Origin of the sequence: Pseudomonas graminis (assembly GCF_004364335.1) — a bacterium.
GTDB lineage: Bacteria > Pseudomonadota > Gammaproteobacteria > Pseudomonadales > Pseudomonadaceae > Aquipseudomonas > Aquipseudomonas graminis_D.
The window spans coordinates 436442-452813 of sequence record NZ_SOCR01000006.1; the positions used below are offsets into that span (position 1 = coordinate 436442).

At 61.1% G+C, this 16372-nt stretch carries 13 protein-coding genes and 1 pseudogene; 6 read left to right on the forward strand and 8 right to left on the reverse strand.

The genetic code is table 11. The features are described from left to right. The first annotated feature begins 18 nt into the window (after positions 1-18). From EC919_RS14010 to hutG, 3 genes are all read left to right on the forward strand, one after another. The gene (locus EC919_RS14010) at positions 19-1413 is read left to right on the forward strand and encodes an amino acid permease (RefSeq protein ID WP_133774803.1); all 1395 of its coding nucleotides are present in this window, start codon (positions 19-21) and stop codon (positions 1411-1413) included. 61 nt (positions 1414-1474) lie between these two features. Continuing rightward, positions 1475-2680, forward strand: a complete 1206-nt coding sequence (hutI, locus tag EC919_RS14015; protein ID WP_133774805.1) for an imidazolonepropionase — start codon at positions 1475-1477, stop codon at positions 2678-2680. A gap of 13 nt (positions 2681-2693) precedes the next feature. Next, positions 2694-3497 carry an N-formylglutamate deformylase gene (hutG, locus tag EC919_RS14020; protein WP_133774807.1) on the forward strand — a complete coding sequence of 268 codons (804 nt, stop codon included), beginning with the start codon at positions 2694-2696 and terminating at the stop codon, positions 3495-3497. Positions 3498-3739: 242 nt separating this feature from the next. Here the strand turns inward: hutG and EC919_RS14025 are convergent, their stop codons facing one another. Next, positions 3740-6079, reverse strand: coding sequence for a heavy metal translocating P-type ATPase (locus tag EC919_RS14025; protein WP_133774809.1), 2340 nt, complete (start codon positions 6077-6079; stop codon positions 3740-3742). Positions 6080-6162: 83 nt separating this feature from the next. Here EC919_RS14025 and cadR point away from each other — a divergent pair, with 83 nt between their 5' ends. Beyond that, complete coding sequence (gene cadR, locus EC919_RS14030) at positions 6163-6621, forward strand: Cd(II)/Pb(II)-responsive transcriptional regulator (RefSeq protein WP_133774811.1); 459 nt, start codon at positions 6163-6165, stop codon at positions 6619-6621. Between the two features lie 279 nt (positions 6622-6900). On the opposite strand, the gene EC919_RS14035 is transcribed toward cadR, so the two are convergent. From EC919_RS14035 to lgt, 3 genes are all read right to left on the reverse strand, one after another. Further along, complete coding sequence (locus EC919_RS14035; RefSeq protein WP_133774813.1) at positions 6901-8349, reverse strand: catalase; 1449 nt, start codon at positions 8347-8349, stop codon at positions 6901-6903. Positions 8350-8680: 331 nt separating this feature from the next. Further along, positions 8681-9514 carry a thymidylate synthase gene (locus EC919_RS14040; protein WP_074889717.1) on the reverse strand — a complete coding sequence of 278 codons (834 nt, stop codon included), beginning with the start codon at positions 9512-9514 and terminating at the stop codon, positions 8681-8683. A gap of 73 nt (positions 9515-9587) precedes the next feature. Then, entirely contained in the window at positions 9588-10394 is an 807-nt protein-coding gene (gene lgt / locus EC919_RS14045; RefSeq protein ID WP_133774815.1) for a prolipoprotein diacylglyceryl transferase, read from the reverse strand. A 266-nt stretch (positions 10395-10660) separates the two neighbouring features. On the opposite strand from lgt, the gene EC919_RS14050 reads away from it, so the two are divergent. Then, entirely contained in the window at positions 10661-11407 is a 747-nt protein-coding gene (locus EC919_RS14050; RefSeq protein WP_133774817.1) for an NRDE family protein, read from the forward strand. Between the two features lie 286 nt (positions 11408-11693). Here the strand turns inward: EC919_RS14050 and ptsP are convergent, their stop codons facing one another. Both ptsP and EC919_RS14060 read right to left on the reverse strand, forming a co-directional pair. Further along, the gene (ptsP, locus tag EC919_RS14055) at positions 11694-13973 is read right to left on the reverse strand and encodes a phosphoenolpyruvate--protein phosphotransferase (RefSeq protein WP_065986723.1); all 2280 of its coding nucleotides are present in this window, start codon (positions 13971-13973) and stop codon (positions 11694-11696) included. 21 nt (positions 13974-13994) lie between these two features. Next, positions 13995-14474: an RNA pyrophosphohydrolase gene (locus tag EC919_RS14060; protein WP_062379340.1), complete on the reverse strand. Its 480-nt coding sequence runs from the start codon at positions 14472-14474 to the stop codon at positions 13995-13997. A gap of 166 nt (positions 14475-14640) precedes the next feature. Here EC919_RS14060 and EC919_RS14065 point away from each other — a divergent pair, with 166 nt between their 5' ends. Then, positions 14641-15297, forward strand: coding sequence for an HAD family hydrolase (locus EC919_RS14065; protein WP_133774819.1), 657 nt, complete (start codon positions 14641-14643; stop codon positions 15295-15297). A 109-nt stretch (positions 15298-15406) separates the two neighbouring features. On the opposite strand, the gene EC919_RS14070 is transcribed toward EC919_RS14065, so the two are convergent. Beyond that, positions 15407-15835 carry a DUF2269 family protein gene (locus EC919_RS14070; protein WP_133774821.1) on the reverse strand — a complete coding sequence of 143 codons (429 nt, stop codon included), beginning with the start codon at positions 15833-15835 and terminating at the stop codon, positions 15407-15409. 231 nt (positions 15836-16066) lie between these two features. Then, a pseudogene (locus EC919_RS14075) lies at positions 16067-16372 on the reverse strand (threonine ammonia-lyase, biosynthetic); the annotation flags it as partial.

A 16372-nucleotide genomic window follows, 5' to 3' on the forward strand; every position in this document is an offset into this window, starting at 1 on the left:
AGACTAGGAACGTGTGAAATGACATCGCAAAACGCTACAGATCTGAAACGCGGGCTCAGCGCGCGTCACATTCGCTTCATGGCGCTGGGCTCGGCCATTGGCACCGGGTTGTTCTACGGTTCCGCGTCGGCCATCCAACTGGCCGGGCCCGCCGTGCTGCTGGTGTACATCATCGCCGGCGCTGCGGTTTACATGGTCATGCGCGCCCTCGGCGAGATGGCCGTGCGCAATCCGGTGTCCGGCTCGTTCGGCGAGTACGCCACCACGTATCTGGGTCCGCTCGCAGGGTTTGTGCTCGGCTGGACCTATGCATTCGAGATGGTCATCGTCTGCCTGGCCGACGTCACCGCGTTCGGCATCTACATGGGCTTCTGGTTTCCGGAGGTGCCACGCTGGATCTGGGTGCTCGGCATCGTCTTTCTGATCGGCGCGCTCAACCTGTGCAGCGTGAAGGTGTTCGGTGAAACGGAGTTCTGGCTGTCGCTGCTCAAGGTTGGTGCGATCATCGCGATGATCCTCGCAGGCTTCGGCATCATGCTGTTCGGCATCGGCACGGTCTCGGGCGGCGGCGTCAGCAGCGTGAGCAATCTATGGGCCTACGGCGGCTTCATGCCCAACGGCATCGGCGGCCTCGTGGCATCGCTGGCGGTCGTCATGTTTGCCTTCGGCGGCATCGAAATCATCGGCATCACCGCCGGTGAAGCACGCAACCCGGAGCGCGTGATTCCCCGCGCGATCAACGCGGTGCCGCTGCGGATTCTGCTGTTCTACGTGCTCACGCTGTTCGTCCTGATGTCGCTGTACCCGTGGCAGCAGATCGGCAGTCAGGGCAGCCCGTTTGTCCAGATCTTCGATCACCTGGGGATTTCCTCCGCGGCCACCGTCCTTAACATCGTGGTGATCACCGCGGCCGTCTCGGCAATCAACAGCGACATCTTCGGTGCCGGACGCATGATGTATGGCCTGGCGATTCAGGGTCAGGCGCCCAAAGGTTTTGCTCAGTTGTCCGCCCAGGGCGTGCCATGGATGACCGTGCTGGTGATGGGCGTCGCGCTGCTCTGTGGCGTCGTGCTGAATTACCTGATTCCTGAGAACGTGTTCCTGCTGATCGCCTCGATCGCGACCTTCGCGACGGTCTGGGTGTGGTTGATGATTCTGGTCACGCAGATCGCCATGCGCCGCTCGATGAGCGCAGAAGAAGTCGCCCAGCTGAAATTCCCGGTGCCGTTCTGGCCGGTCGCGCCAATCGTCGCCACCTTGTTCATGGTGTTTGTGTTCGGCGTGCTGGGCTATTTCCCGGACAGCCAGGCTGCGCTGGTGGTGGGAGCGGTGTGGATTGGTTTGCTGGTGGTTGCCTACTGGATCTGGGTCAAGCCCAAGCAGAACCTGATCAAGGCCACATCGAATAGCTGACGCAAGCCGGCTCCTGCGGTGCGTGTCTGAGGCAAGATCGATTTTTTCTCTGGAGGTACTGATGAAAACGCTCTGGCACCACTGTCACGCAGCAACCATGGCGAACGGCACGTACTCGATCATTGAGGACGCCGCCATCGTGACCGATGCAGCGCAGATCGTCTGGATCGGTCCACTCCACGCGTTGCCGGACCAGGGCGACGTCAAGCGGGTCGACCTCAACGGCGCATGGGTGACGCCCGGACTGATCGACTGCCACACCCACACGGTGTTCGGCGGTAACCGCAGCGGTGAATTCGAGCAGCGCTTGCAGGGCGTCAGCTACGCGGAGATCGCCGCAGCAGGCGGCGGCATCGCCAGCACCGTGCGCGCCACCCGCGCCGCCAGTGAAGAAGAACTCTACGCCAGCGCCGAACGCCGCCTGCTGCACCTGCTCAGGGACGGCGTGACCACGATCGAGATGAAATCCGGCTACGGCCTGGACCTCGCCAGCGAACGCAAAATCCTGCGCGTCATCCGTCAGCTGGGGGAAAACCTGCCGGTCACCGTGCGCAGCACTTGCCTGGCCGCCCACGCCTTGCCGCCGGAGTACAAAGACCGCGCCGACGACTACATCGCCCACATCTGCAGCGAGATGCTGCCGGCGCTCGCGGCGGAAAATCTGGTGGATGCCGTTGATGCGTTCTGCGAATACCTGGCGTTCTCGCCGGCCCAGGTCGAGCAGGTGTTCATCACCGCCGGCCAGCTGGGTCTGCCGGTGAAGCTGCACGCCGAGCAACTGTCTTCGCTGCACGGTTCGAGTCTGGCGGCGCGTTATCAGGCGCTTTCGGCTGACCATCTGGAGTTCATGACCGAAGAAGACGCCATCGCGATGGCGGCCTCAGGCACGGTCGCCGTACTGCTGCCAGGGGCGTTCTACTTCCTGCGTGAGACTCAATTGCCGCCGATGGATACCCTGCGCAAACACGGGGTGAAGATCGCCATTTCCACCGACCTCAATCCGGGCACATCGCCGGGCCTGTCGCTGCGGCTGATGCTGAACATGGCCTGCACGCTGTTCCGCATGACCCCGGAAGAAGCCCTGGCCGGCGCAACTGTCCACGCAGCACAGGCGCTGGGCATGGCCGAGACCCATGGTTCACTGGAAGTTGGCAAAACGGCGGATTTCGTCGCCTGGCACATCGAACGGCCCGCCGACCTCGCCTACTGGCTGGGCGGCGATCTGGACAAACGCGTCGTGCGTCATGGCGTGGAACGCACTCTCTAATCAGGGGAATATTGTGGACAAGGTTCTGAATTTCACTCGCGGTCGCGTACCGCTGCTGATCAGCATGCCGCATCCGGGACTGCACCTGACGCCTACCGTGCGTGACGGCCTGGTGGATGAGGCTGTAAGCCTGCCGGACACCGACTGGCACATTCCGCGTCTGTATGACTTTGCGTCTGATCTGGGGGCAAGCGTACTTTCGGCGGAATATTCGCGCTTCGTCATCGACCTCAACCGCCCCTCCGACGACACGCCGCTGTACGCCGGCGCGACCACCGGACTGTTCCCCTCGACGCTGTTCGAGGGCGACCCGTTGTTCAAGGAAGGTTTGGCGCCGAGCAAGGAAGAACGCGCCACTTATCTGGAGAAGATCTGGACGCCTTACCACGACACCCTGCGCAGCGAGCTCGAACGCCTGCGCGCCGAGTTCGGTTATGCGCTGCTGTTCGACGCGCATTCCATTCGTGGGCACATTCCGCATCTGTTCGACGGTAGGCTGCCGGACTTCAACCTCGGCACCTTCAATGGCGCGAGCTGTAATGAAGCGCTGGCCGAGCGTGTGGATACCGCGTGCGCTGCCGCGAAGCTTTACAGCCATGTGCTCAACGGCCGCTTCAAGGGCGGCCACATCACTCGCCACTACGGCGACCCGGCCAACCACATCCACGCCGTGCAACTGGAACTGGCGCAGAGCACGTACATGGATGAGTTTGTGCCCTTCCACTACCGCCCGGATCTGGCGGAGCCGACGCAGGTGGTGTTGAAGAGTTTGCTGACAGAAATGATCGCCTGGGGGCGGGAGAAATACGGGAAGTAGCCTTGCCTCTGCCAACGACGTACGCGGCGGAATGGATATTCGATGCCCGGACAGCGGCCTGAATTTGTAGGAGCCGGCTTGCTGGCGAACGCATTGGGTCAGTCGACTAAACAAGTGACTGGCCTGACGCGTTCGCCAGCAAGCCGGCTCCTACAGAACTGGCTGCGCAGGTGCCTTTAGTGGGACCGGCTTTAACCGGGAAGAGGCCTGTCTGAGCACCATCAGTGTCCTGAGGGTGAGTATTACTTCTTCAACAACCGCAACCCGTTGAACACCACCAGCAAACTCACGCCCATGTCGGCGAACACGGCCATCCACATGGTCGCCATCCCGGCGAAGGTCACCGCCAGAAAGATCAGCTTGATCACCAGTGCCAGCGCAATATTCTGCTTGAGCACCGCAGCCGTGTCCCGCGACAGGCGAATGAAAGTCGGGATCTTGCGCAGGTCATCGTCCATCAGCGCCACGTCGGCGGTTTCGATGGCGGTGTCCGTACCCGCCGCCGCCATGGCAAAGCCGATCTCCGCCCGGGCCAGCGCTGGCGCGTCGTTGATGCCGTCGCCGACCATGCCCACCCGGTGGTTCTTCGCGTACAGGGCTTCGATGGCTTGCAGCTTGTCGGTCGGCATCAGATTGCCCTGGGCCTGATCGATGCCCACCTGCGCGGCAATGGCCTTGGCGGTGTGCGGGTTGTCGCCCGTCAGCATCATCGTCTTCACGCCCAGCGCATGCAGTTGCTCGATGGCCTCGCGGCTGCTGTCCTTGACGGTATCAGCCACCGCAAACAACGCCAACGGGCCGGAGGCGTCGAACAGCAGCACCACGGTTTTGCCTTGGCTTTCCAGCGCTTCAAGTTGCGCTTCCAGTTCCGGCGAGCAATACCCGGCGTCATGCACCAAGCGGTGATTGCCCAGGTGATACAAACGCCCTTGCACCTCGCCTTTCACGCCAAGCCCGGCAAGGGCTTCGAACGCCTCAACCGGCAGCCGGGTGCCGTCCTGCGCAGCCTTGGCAATGGCTTGGGACACCGGGTGATCCGAGCGACCCGCCAGACTTGCCGAGATCGCCACAGCCTGCTCGCCCAATGAAGCATCGAGCAACACGTAATCGGTCTGCACCGGCTTGCCGTGGGTGATGGTGCCAGTCTTGTCGAGCGCCAGGTAATCGAGCTTGTGCCCCATCTCCAGGTACACGCCGCCCTTGACCAGGATGCCTTTGCGCGCTGCCGCCGCCAGACCGCTGACGATCGTCACCGGCGTGGAAATCACCAGCGCACACGGGCACGCGACCACCAGCAGCACCAGCGCGCGGTAGATCCAGTCGAACCACACCGCACCCATGAACAGCGGCGGGATGATCGCGATCGCCAGTGCCAGCGCGAACACGGCGGGCGTGTAGATTTTTGAAAAGCTGTCAACGAAACGCTGGGTCGGCGCGCGCGCACCCTGGGCCGCCTCGACGGCATGGATGATCCGCGCCAGCGTCGAATTGTTGGCGGCGGCGGTCACTTTATATTCCAGAGAACCGGCCTGATTGATCGTGCCGGCAAAGACCTTGTCGCCCACGGTTTTCTCGACCGGCAGGCTTTCGCCGGTGATTGGCGCCTGATCGATGCTCGACTGGCCAGCAACCACTTCACCGTCCAGCCCGATGCGCTCGCCCGGCTTGACCCGGACGACGCTGCCCAACGCAATATCTTTGACCTCAAGCTCAAGCCACTCGCCGTTCTGCTGCACGGTGGCGGTTTCCGGTGTCAGCTGCATCAGGCCGCCAATGGCATTGCGGGCACGGTCCAGGGATTTGGCTTCAATCAGCTCGGCGACGGTGAACAGAAACATCACCATCGCCGCTTCAGGCCATTGCCCGATCAGCACCGCGCCGGTCACAGCGATGCTCATCAGCGCATTGATATTCAGGTTGAAGTTTTTCAGGGCGATCCAGCCCTTTTTGTACGTGGTCAGGCCGCCGCTGAAAATGGCAATCAGCGCGACGATGGCAACGACCCACGTCGGCGCAGCGTTGGTGAAGTGAATGACCTCCGCAGTCAACGCAGCAACACCCGACAACGCCAGCGGCCACCACGGTTTGTTGGCGGGCGGCAGCGACGCGGTTTCCTTGTCGGCGCCCTCTTCGATCAGGTCCGCCTGCATGCCCAGCGCGCCAATGGCTTCGCGGATGGGATCGGTGGATGGCAGCTCATGCCACACGCCCAGCACGCGATTGATCAGGTTGAACTCTAGCTTCTGAATACCCTTCATTTTGCCGAGCTTGTTCTGGATCAGCGTCTGCTCGGTGGGGCAATCCATGGCTTCGATACGGAAGCTGCTGAGCTGACCGTCGGCGTTTGACGCGCCATCGATGGTCACGACGGCCGGCGCGCTGTCGTGGGAGCAGCACGCGTGGGCAGCGTGGTCGTGCTTGTGCACGGGCGTGAGTTTGGCTTGGCCGTGGTCGTGACCGGCGTGATCGTGATCAGCTTGGTCATGGGCGGCATGGTCATGCCCAGCGTGCTCCTGCTCGGCATGGTTGTGCGAGTCGTGGGCAGGCTTGTGCGATGAAGATTTGTGTACAGAGTCACTCATGGATTGAGTCTCTAAATGTGCGTGTTGCCAAGTGAACACCCTGTAGCCACTATAGGGTCAAGCGTCCTATCGAAATCTTGCGCATGAACCCTTCATTTAAAATCGGCGAACTGGCAAAACTCACTGAATGTCCGGTGGAAACCATTAGGTACTACGAGCGCGAGGGCCTGCTCAGCGAACCCGCGCGCAGCGAAGGCAACTATCGTTTGTACACTCAGGAGCACGTCGAGCGCCTGACCTTCATCCGCAATTGCCGCAGCCTGGACATGACGCTGGACGAAATCCGCAGCCTGCTGGCCTTGCGCGACAGTCCGCGGGACCAGTGCGAGAACGTCAACGCGCTGATCGACGAACACATCCAGCACGTGAACGCCCGCGTTGCGAGCCTGCAAGCGCTGCAGGAGCAACTGCTCGACCTACGCCAACGCTGCAGCGAAGGCGCACCGGATCACTGTGGGATTCTGGATCGACTGGAAATCAGCGGAAGTGTCGTGGCTGCGGATGTCGAACACTCCCACGTCGGGCGCAGCCACGGGCATTGATGAGGTGCGAAGGACGGCCAGACGCCTCTATAGCCATCCCTATCGCTTTTGGATGCTACGGCTAAAGCGGATCTGTAGGAGCCGGCTTGCTGGCGAACCCATTGTGTCAGTCGACATCCCCGCTTCAGGCCAATTGCGTTCGCCAGCAAGCCGGCTCCTAGGGATTTGTGTACGACACAGATCCGTGCAATCGCCCTAACCCAGCGTGCAACCGCATCAAACCGCACCCATAAAAAAGCCCTCGGCCTCATCAGCCGGGGGCTTTGCGTTCAGCGATCATCAGGCGTTGTGAATACGCTCAACCGCCGCCGCCACACCAATCCCGTATTCAGGATCGGCCATCGAGCAGTGCTCGATGTGCAGCTGGATGATCGGCGCCGACACGCCGCGCAATGAGCGGGCGGTGTTGTCGAACAGCGACTGTTTCTCCCGGGCGTTCATCAGGCGGAACAGATTGCCTGGCTGCGAGTAGTAGTCGCCATCCACGCGGTGGTTCCAGTGCGCGGCTGCGCCTTCGATCGACAACCGCGGCTCTCTGAAATCCGGCTGTTCCTGAAACGCGCCCTTGGTGTTCGGCTCGTAAGAGGTCATGCCGCCACGGTTGCCGTCAATACGCATCAAGCCGTCGCGGTGGTAGCTGTTCACGTGCAACGCCGCTCGCGGCGAGTTCACCGGGATCTGATGATGGTTGACGCTCAAACGGTAGCGTTGGGCATCGCCGTAGGAAAACAGCCGACCTTGCAGCATTTTGTCCGGCGAGAAGCTGATGCCAGGCACCACATTGGAAGGCGCAAATGCCGCCTGTTCAACGTCGGCAAAATTGTTTTCCGGATTGCGGTTCAGCTCGACAACGCCCACTTCGATCAGCGGGTAGTCGCTCTTCGGCCACACCTTGGTCAGGTCGAACGGGTTGATGGGGTACGAGCCCGCCTCCTTCTCCGGCATGATCTGCACGAACAGCTTCCAGCGCGGGAAGTTGCCCTGCTCGATGTTCTCGTACAGATCGCGGTGATGGGACTCACGGTCACGGCCGACCAGTTCCTGCGCTTCGGCGTCGGTCAGGTTGGCGATGCCTTGCTGCGATACGAAGTGGAATTTGACCCAGAACCGCTCGTGCTGCGCGTTCAGGAAGCTATAGGTGTGGCTGCCGAAACCGTGCATCTCGCGGTAGCTGCGGGGGATGCCGCGCTCGCTCATGACCACCGTCACTTGGTGCAGCGCTTCCGGCAGTTGAGTCCAGAAATCCCAGTTGTTTTCGGCACTGCGCATGCCGGTGCGTGGGTCGCGTTTGACGGCGTGGTTCAGGTCGGGAAACTTCATCGGGTCGCGCAGGAAGAACACCGGGGTGTTGTTGCCGACCATGTCCCAGTTGCCTTCCTCGGTGTAGAACTTGAACGCGAAACCGCGAATATCCCGCTCGGCATCTGCTGCGCCACGCTCACCGGCAACGGTGGAGAAGCGGGCAAACATTTCAGTGGTCTTGCCGATTTCGGAGAAGATTTTCGCGCGGGTGTAGCGAGTGATGTCGTGGGTGACGGTGAAGGTGCCAAATGCGCCAGAACCCTTGGCGTGCATGCGACGCTCCGGGATAACTTCACGATCGAAATGGGCGAGCTTCTCGAGGAACCAGACATCCTGCAGCAGCGCGGGGCCGTGGGGGCCGGCGGTCTGGATATTCTGGTTGTCGACTACAGGAGCGCCGAAAGCGGTCGTGAGTTTGTTGTTCATGCGTGTTTCTCCACCAAGAATACTGGCGGGCCACCTCTGTTGAGGCCGCCCTGTGTCTGTTCGATGGGGAGAAAGATAGGGAAATTGACGCGTTTAAGCTCATTGTCACTGCGCACTAAGCGGATAGAGGATTTCAATCGCTTATAGTTTGGTCAATAGTCTCCGCTCATGAACGGATGACTACGCCAACCTGGAACCAGATTCTGCCCGTATGGGCGTAGAAGCGCGCTAGCCCGCGAATGCGGTGTATCAGGCAACGTCACAGCACTGACAGATCGCATTCGCGGGCAAGCGCGCTCCCACAGGTCCAGCGAACGGCTCTGCTCCGCGGTTAAACCGCTACTGGCGCCTTGATGCTCGGATCGGCGTCATAACCCACGATCTCGAAATCTTCGAATCGGTAGTCGTAGATGCTCTCCGGGCGGCGCTTGATGTTCAGCTGCGGCAGCTGTCGCGGCGTGCGGGTTAGCTGCGTCGCTATCTGCTCTTCATGATTGGAGTAAGCGTGGGTGTCGCCCAGGCTGACGATGATCTCGTGGGGGATCAGGTCGCATTGCTGAGCCAGCATGTGGGTCAGCAGCGCCAGCGCAGCAATGTTGTACGGCAGACCGAGGAAGACATCAGAACTGCGAATGTACAACTGCATCGACAGCTTGCCGTCGGCGACGAAGGCCTGATACAGCAGATGGCACACCGCGAGGGCCTGACGCCCGGCCTTGACGTTCTCCTGCGGCGACAGCTTCTCGTCCGGCAGGTATTCGGTGTTCCAGCCGTGGAACAGGATGCGCCGGCTGTTGGGGTTGTTCTTCAGGCAGTCGACCATGTAGTCAATCTGGTTGATCTTGCCGCCATCCTTGGTTGGCCATCCGGTCCACTGCGCGCCGTACACAGGGCCCAGGTCGCCGTCTTCGGTGGCCCACTCATCCCAGATGGTCACGCCGTTCTCGTTCAGCCATTTGGTGTTGGTGTTGCCGCTGAGCATCCAGATCAGCTCGTTGGCGATGCTCTTGAAGTGCAGCTTCTTGGTGGTCAGCAGCGGGAAGCCATCGGCCAGGTTGTGGCGAATCTGCCGACCGAACACGGCAGTGGTGCCGGTCCCGGTGCGGTCGCCCTTGCGGGTTCCGTTGTTGATGACGTCCTGCAGCAGTTCAAGGTATTGCTTCATGACCAGAGGCCCTCTGTTTCGGTGAATCCGCCGAACCCTTCAGGCCGGGCGTTCAGCAGATGTACCCGGCGCGTCACGCCGCAGCGTTGTTGGCAGCGGGCGCGCGGTGGTAAGCAAGCCAGATCAGCACCAGGCCGCCGATGATCATCGGCAGACTGAGGATCTGCCCCATGGTGACCCAGCCCCAGGCCAGATAACCCAGCTGGGCGTCCGGCACGCGAACGAACTCCACCACGAAGCGGAAAATGCCGTAGAACAGCGCGAACATGCCGGACACGGCCATGGTCGGACGCGGCTTGCGGGAGAAGAAATAGAGAATGACGAACAAGGCCACGCCTTCCAGCGCGAACTGGTAGAGCTGTGACGGGTGGCGCGGCAGCTGCGCAGGGTCGGTGGGGAACACCATGGCCCAAGGCAGATCGGTCGGCTTGCCCCACAGTTCGGCGTTGATGAAGTTGCCGATGCGCCCGGCGCCCAGACCAATCGGCACCATGGGTGCGATGAAGTCCATGAGCTGGAAGAACGACTTGCCGTTGCGCTTGCCGAACCAGTACGTCGCGATCATCACGCCGATGAAGCCGCCGTGGAACGCCATACCGCCCTTCCACACTTCAAAGATCAGCAGCGGGTTGGCGATGTAGTTGGGCAGATCGTAGAACAGGACGTAACCGAGACGTCCACCGACGATGACGCCCATGGCGACCCAGAAAATCATGTCCGAGAGCTTTTCCTTGGTCCACGTCGGGTCGAAGCGATTCAGGCGACGGGATGCCAGGTACCAGGCACTGCCGATACCGACCAGATACATCAGGCCGTACCAGTGAATTTGCAGCGGACCGATGGCCACGGCTACCGGGTCAATCTGCGGGTAAGGCAGCATTGCGACTCCTTGAAATAGAAGCGCTCATTGAGCGACGAAGCAGAACTATGTGGCGGCGGTAGCAGGTGTGCCACCCAATAATGATGAAATCTGGTGCAAGAGCGACCGCGATGAAAAGCCCCGCACGCCGACGATGTCGCCGCACCTGGCGCGGACATCTCTCAAAAACAGTGCGGCATGTTACCGGACCGAGCCGATCCGCTCTAGCAGCGTGCGATGGATGTCGGCGTGCGGGGTGGGTAAAGTGGCGCAAAAAGGAGTCCCCTATGTGCCTTATCGTCTTCGCCTGGCGGCCGACGCACCCTCAGCCGCTGATTCTGGCGTCCAATCGTGACGAATTTTACGCGCGTCCTACGCTGCCGCTGGCGCAGTGGGAAGACGCGCCACAGATTTACGCCGGGCGCGATCTTGAAGCGGGCGGGACGTGGCTGGGGATCAATGCTGACGGACGATTCGCAGCGCTCACCAACATCCGCGAGCCGGGCAAGCCACCTGGCCGTCGTTCGCGGGGGGAATTGGTTTCTGGTTTTTTAAACGATGAAGTGGCGATTGACGAGTATTTGCGTGAGGTCGCAGCGCGATCGACGGAGTACGGCGGGTTTAATGTGCTGCTGGGTGATCGTCAGCAGTTGCACTTCCTCAATGCGAACAACCCGACACCCCGCCGCCTGCAAGCAGGCGTTTACGGCGTGTCCAATGCCGGGCTCGACACGCCGTGGCCCAAGCTGGTGAAAGCCAAAGCCGCCCTGTCCGAACACCTGCACACGCCTGATCCCGAAGCGCTGTTTGGTTTTCTTGCCGATCACGCGCCTGCGCCTGATGCTGAATTGCCGAACACCGGCGTCGGACTTGCGACGGAAAAGTTGCTGTCGAGCGTGTTCATTGCCAGTCCCAATTACGGCACCCGGGCGAGCACGGTGTTGCTGGTTAATGGGGACGGCAGCCGGCGCCTGATCGAGCGCAGCTTCGGGCCGTATGGCGGGAGATTGGGTGAGGTGGACCTGGTGATTTGACTCCACCTCTTCCCGGCTAAAGCCGGTCCTACAATAAATTTGCTGCGCGCCTGCTGGTGCGGCGGGCTTACCTTTGTAGGACCGGCTTTAGCCGGGAAGGCGTCAGGCGTTACACCGCACAGACAGAGATGTAACCGACATACCACGATTTCTCTGTAGGAGCCGGCTTGCTGGCGAACCGTGTGTGTCAGGCACCATCAGTGTCGCTGAATAATCGCATTCGCCAGCAAGCCGGCTCCTACAGACCATTGGCGGCCATCAAGATCGGCACTGCGCCAGCCAGCCCTCAATGCCCCTTCACAGACCCCGGATTGATCATCCGCGACAGGCCCAGATTCCTAAGCGCCAGTTGCAACGAGCTGCTGATGACTTGCGGATTGTCGTTCTTCATCAGCTGGGCCAACAGGTCCTTGGCCATGCTCAGGTTGATCTGGCGCAGCATCCACTTCACTTTCGGCAGGTTGGTGGCGTTCATCGACAGGCTGTCGAAGCCCATCGCCATCAGCAGCACCGCCGCCGCAGGATCACCGGCCATTTCGCCGCAGATACTCACCGGCTTGCCTTCGGCGTGGGCGTCGCGCACTACGCTCTGCAGGGCCTGGAGCACTGCCGGGTGCAGGTAGTCGTACAAATCCGCCACGCGCGGGTTGTTACGGTCGACCGCCAGCAAGTACTGGGTCAAGTCGTTTGAGCCGACAGACAGGAAATCCACCTGACGCGCCAGTTCACGGGTCTGGTAGACCGCCGCCGGCACCTCAATCATCACGCCCACCGGCGGCATGGGCACATCGGTGCCTTCATCGCGCACTTCGCCCCACGCCCGGTGGATCAGGTGCAGCGCCTCTTCGGTCTCGTGGGTGCCGGAAATCATCGGCAGCAGAATCCGCAGGTTGTTCAAGCCTTCGCTGGCCTTGAGCATCGCGCGGGTCTGCACCAGGAAGATTTCCGGGTGATCCAGCGTCACGCGAATGCCGCGCCAGCCGAGGAACGGGTTGTCTTCCTTGATCGGGAAGTACGACAGCGACTTGTCGCCACCGATGTCCAGGGTTCGCATCGTCACCGGCAGCGGGTGGAACGCCGCCAATTGCTCACGGTAGATGGCGAGCTGTTCCTTTTCGCTCGGGAACCGCTGCTGGATCATGAACGGGACTTCGGTGCGGTACAGGCCAACGCCTTCCGCGCCACGCTGTTGCGCGCGGGCCACGTCTGCCAGCAGACCCGTGTTGACCCACAGCGGCATGCGGTGGCCGTCGAGGGTCACGCAGGGCAATTCACGCAGGGCGTCCAGGCCTTGAGAGAGCTGACGCTCTTCTTCAACGACGACGGAGTATTGCTTGATCAGAATTTCGGAGGGGTTGGTGAAGACTTCGCCGTGGTAACCGTCGACGATCAGCTGGATGCCGTCGACTTTCGAGTACGGCAGGTCCACCACACCCATGACCGTGGGAATGCCCATGGCCCGGGCCAGGATGGCGACGTGGGAGTTACCCGATCCGAGTACCGAAATCAGGCCCACCAACTTGCCTTCCGGCACCTCGCCGAGCATGGCGGGCGACAGCTCTTCGCTGACCAGAATGGTGTTGTCGGGATAGACCAGTGTTTGCTGGCGCGCTTCCTGAAGGTACGCGAGCAGGCGGCGACCCAGGTCTTTGACGTCCGATGCGCGCTCACGCAGGTAGGCGTCGTCCATCAGCTCGAAGCGTTTGACGTGCTCGTTGACCACCGAGCGCAACGCGCCCTGAGCCCACTGGCCAGTCTTGATGACATTGGTCACTTCACTGCCGAGCGACGCATCGTCGAGCATCATCAGGTACACATCGAACAATGCGCGCTCTTCAGGACGCAATTGAGTTGCCAACTTCGCCGAAAGGGTACGCATGTCGTTGCGCACGCCTTCAAGAGCGGTCTGGAACAGTTTGAGTTCCGCGGTGATGTCAGTGACGGTTTTGTCCGGCACGACTTCGAGGTCGGCCGGCGGCAGCATGACCAGCGCGGTGCCGACGGCAGCACCCGGCGAGCCCGGCACGCCGACAAATCGGGCTTCCTGAATGCCCTTGCCCTGCCGGCCCAGGCCGCGGATGGAGCCGGTAGCCTCCGCGTGAGCGATAACGCCTGCGAGCTGCGCGCTCATCGTCACAAGGAAGGCTTCTTCGCCCTCGTCGAACTGACGGCGCTCCTTTTGCTGGATGACGAGAACGCCCACTACCCTGCGGTGGTGGATGATCGGCGCACCGAGGAAAGAGGCGTAGCGTTCTTCGCCGGTTTCAGCAAAGTAGCGATAGCGAGGGTGATCGGCGGCGTTTTCAAGGTTGAGCGGTTCTTCACGCGTACCGACCAGACCCACAAGACCCTCGTTCGGGGCCATGCTCACCTTGCCGATCGAGCGCTTGTTCAAGCCTTCGGTGGCCATCAGCACGAAGCGGTTCGCTTCAGGATCGAGCAGATAGACCGAGCAGACCTGGCTGCTCATGGCCTCTTTTACGCGCAATACAATAATGCCCAACGCCGCCTTGAGATCCTTGGCGGAGTTAACTTCCTGGACGATCTTGCGCAGCGTATTGAGCATGGCTCGGGGTCGAACTCCGTGTCAGTCGCGCGCCAACAGGCGCGGGGCAAGCTCTTTGAGTGCGCGGCGATATACCTCGCGCTTGAATGTCACCACCTGGCCCAACGGGTACCAATAACTGACCCAACGCCAGCCATCGAACTCCGGTTTGCCGGTCAAATCCATCCGCACCCGCTGCTCGTTGGAGATCAGGCGCAGGAGAAACCATTTTTGCTTCTGACCGATGCACAGCGGCTGACTGTGGGTACGGACCAGTCGTTGCGGCAGACGATAGCGCAACCAGCCCCGGGTGCAGGCAAGAATTTCAACATCATGCCGTTCCAGCCCGACTTCTTCATTCAATTCACGGTAAAGCGCGTCTTCCGGTGTCTCCTGAGGGTTGATACCCCCCTGCGGAAACTGCCAGGCGTCTTGATTGATGCGCCGAGCCCATAAGACCTGGCCAGCATCATTTGTCAGAATTATCCCGACATTAGGGCGAAAACCATCGGGGTCGATCACGGCCACAACCTCGCAAACGCATGTCGCCGCATTGTTCCACAAAGATCGTGAAGGCAGCAACGAGGCTGGGACAGCTTATCGTGACAACTGCATTAATAGATGCGATCTCTTAGGCAAACCTCGTATTCTTGTGCTCTTTTTTCTGATATTTCAGCGAGTAAAGCCCATGCGCCTGGCCCTGTTCGACCTCGACAACACCCTTCTCGGCGGCGACAGCGACCACGCCTGGGGCGATTACCTGTGCGAACGCGGCATCCTGGACGGCGCTGCCTACAAGGCACGCAACGATGCTTTCTATCAGGACTATCTGGCCGGCACGCTGAACCTGACCGACTACCTGAATTTCAGCCTGGAGATTCTGGGCCGTACTGACATGGCACAGCTCGACGAATGGCACCGGGAATTCATGCGCGATTGCATCGAGCCGTTGATCCTGCCGAAGGCCATGGCCCTCATCGCCAAACACCGCGACGCTGGCGACAAGCTGGTGGTGATCACGGCGACCAACCGTTTTGTCACCGCGCCAATCGTCGCCCGGCTGGGCATCGACACGTTGTTGGCGACCGAGTGCGAGATCGTCGACGGCCGCTACACCGGCCGCACCGCTGACGTGCCGTGCTTCCGCGAGGGAAAGGTGACCCGCCTGAATCGCTGGATCGAAGAGAACGGCTTCAACCTGGACGACAGTTGGTTCTACAGTGATTCGATGAACGATTTGCCACTGCTGGAGCAGGTGGCTAATCCGGTCGCAGTCGATCCTGATGAAAAGCTGCGTGCCGAAGCCACCCGTCGCGGCTGGCCAGTGATTTCACTGCGCGATTGAAAAGCCTTCACGGGCGAGTGCCCTCTGTAACTGAAAGCACCTCATTGTAGGGGCGCGCTTGCCCGCAAAAAATCGAGCAGGCTAGCCCGCTGTCACGGCGATAGGCGGTTTAAACCGGTTTGGCACCCATCAGACCGGCAATCGCCACGAAGCAGACGACGCTGAAGATGGCCAGCGCCAAAGTGAAGCGGGAGTTGCCGACGATCACCGGCCGGCGCAGACGGTTGACCCGCACCGCCAGCCAGGCCCAGCTCAAGGCGCCGAAGAGATACAGCACACTCGCCGCCAGCAGCCAAGTCTGCCCCAGCGGCCAGCCTGCGTAGTGGACCAGCCACCAACCGCTGATCGGCAAGGTCAGCAGGCACACGCCCATCAGCCCCCAGACGAATGCCCACGGCCGTTGCATCGCGCGGTTCTGCACCGTCGCATCGCCCGCCCGGCGGCCGCGAACGATCCACACGATCAGCCCCAGCGCGCAGATGAACAGCAGCACCGTGCTGACGACATGCAGGATTTTCAGTGCAGCGAAGTGTTCCATTGTGTTCGTGTCCCTGTGTCTGGCGGTATTTGAAGATTAGCAGCCGGTTGCATATCAACGACTTGATGCAGATCTAGGGCTCAACCTACCTTGTAGGAGCCGGCTTGCTGGCGAATCCGTCGGTCAATCAATTTATGCGGCGGATGATCAATCGCGTTCGCCAGCAAGCCGGCTCCTACAGTCAGCCGGCGTCAGTCAGATGGCACGATGTGCTGGCAACCGCTCAGAGCATCACCCGAGAAACAGCTTGTACGCCGGGTTCTTGGTCTCGTCCCAATAGGGATAACCAATTTCCGCCAGCGCCTGCGGCACCAGATGCCGCTCATCCTCCGGCACCACCAACCCCGCCACCACCCGGCCATCTGCGGCGCCATGGTTGCGGTAGTGGAACATCGAAATATTCCACTTCCCGCCCAGCTTGTTCAGGAAGTTGAACAGCGCACCCGGCCGCTCCGGGAATTCGAAACGCAGCACCACTTCGTCGCTCACCCGCTCCGAATGCCCGCCGACCATGTGCCGCAGGTGCAGCTTTGCCAG